Source organism: Bittarella massiliensis (ex Durand et al. 2017), from assembly GCF_009876955.1.
Classification (GTDB): domain Bacteria; phylum Bacillota; class Clostridia; order Oscillospirales; family Ruminococcaceae; genus Bittarella; species Bittarella massiliensis.
Genome location: NZ_WWVY01000055.1, coordinates 1 through 1416 on the forward strand (window position 1 = coordinate 1; position 1416 = coordinate 1416).

Here is a 1416-nt window from a genome sequence, read left to right on the forward strand (position 1 = left end):
TGCACATCCAACTGTCCGGCATACGCAGTGAAATCCGCCTCCACAGGCCAGGTAATAATAATCTGCCCCTCATTGTCGGGATCTACGGAAACCCCCAGCTGCTTGTTTATAAGGGTCATATAGTCCGGATGGGAAGCGCGCACATACCAGGTCATCGCGGACAGGTCGTGCCCGTCGTGATAGCGTGGGCCGGTGACGTCGTAGACCTCCGCGCGTGCTTCGCCTTGTGTATGCAGGCCGGCCTCCGGCCCAAAGTACACATATTTGTCTTTGAACTCAATCGAAATAGCCATAAGAACCTCCAAGAAATTGATCAGACAACGGAGCCGGTGAGTTTGGTCCATTGGCTGTCCCTTGTAGTCCGGACAAGCAAAGTCCCCTGCGTGCTGTAGGAGAACACAATATCCGCATAGTTTCCGGCGAGATTGTCCACCTGGCCTGAGCGTGTGGCAAAGTCTGCTTTTGCAGCAGATTCAGCCGTGGCCGCGGTCTCCGCTTCAACCGCAGTTTCCGCACTCTTTGCAGTTTTCGCCGTCTCAGCGGTCTCTGCGCTTTTCGCGGTATCCGCTGAGCCCGCGCTGGCGGCGGTGTCTGCTTTTGTGGCTGTCGCTGCTTTTCCAGCGGATTCCGCATATCCCGCCTCGGATGCATAGGCGGCCCGTGCGGCGCTGTCCGCGTAGATGCTCTGCGCAGGCGCGCCCACCGGATACTCCACCACATAGGTGCCGCTGTCCTCAATGATCCGCACACGCTGGCCGGCAGCGAACCGCACGGCCGTGTTGCACTTGTAATGCTTCAGGCTTTCCGTTTCCGCCCCGTTGAAGATGAGCGCGATGCCGTCCTCGTATACAGTACCCACCGTGGCGAAGGACTGGCCGGGCGGGTCCGGCTGCACGATGGCCTGCTGCTCCTGATACGTCTCCAGGATCATAGATACACCACTCTCTTTCCCGTATGGGTCATTTTGTACGGCTGTTCCAGCTCCAACCGCCAGCCTGTCTCTTCGTACAGCGTGCTCTCACCATCCCGCACCAGCTCCACCAGGTCAAAAACGGCGTGCCGCCCGCTGGGGCCGGTGTAAAATGTGCGGGTCTCCGTGGACTGCAGGCTTTTAAACCGCTTGTTGTCCGCATATGCCTGCAGCTCCGCCTGAGACGCAATGTTGTCCAGCTTCTCATAGGACACGACCCGCCGTCCCAGGTTTACAGTGGAAAAAACGCTGTCCGGCCTGTCGTTGACTGATACGGCCCGCATGGACGAATCAAGATCCGGGTTATCCACTTCCGCGATAAAGACGTTTGGATGGTCGAACAGATCCACCGCCTGCGTCCACTCAGGGTATTGGATGGAATACTCTCCATCCCGGTACGTCACGGATATCGCATCCGCGGACGGCATGCGGAACGCACTGCAGTG

Annotated in this window: 3 protein-coding genes; all 3 read right to left on the reverse strand. The window is 58.3% G+C overall.

Annotated elements, in window-relative coordinates; genetic code table 11:
- A partial coding sequence (locus GT748_RS15075) for a hypothetical protein (RefSeq protein ID WP_161222419.1) occupies nucleotides 1-293 on the reverse strand: 293 nt, incomplete at its 3' end.
- Between the two features lie 20 nt (nucleotides 294-313).
- Complete coding sequence (locus GT748_RS15080; RefSeq protein ID WP_161222420.1) at nucleotides 314-931, reverse strand: hypothetical protein; 618 nt, start codon at nucleotides 929-931, stop codon at nucleotides 314-316.
- Nucleotides 928-1416, reverse strand: a 489-nt coding sequence (locus tag GT748_RS15085) for a hypothetical protein (protein WP_205301344.1), incomplete at its 5' end; no start/stop codon positions are given. The genes GT748_RS15085 and GT748_RS15080, both read right to left, overlap by 4 nt.

What these genes read in the sequence shown, in the direction of transcription:
- GT748_RS15080 (WP_161222420.1), bottom strand. Translation starts at nt 931, where the DNA reads ATGATCCTGGAGACGTATCAGGAGCAGCAGGCCATCGTGCAGCCGGAC.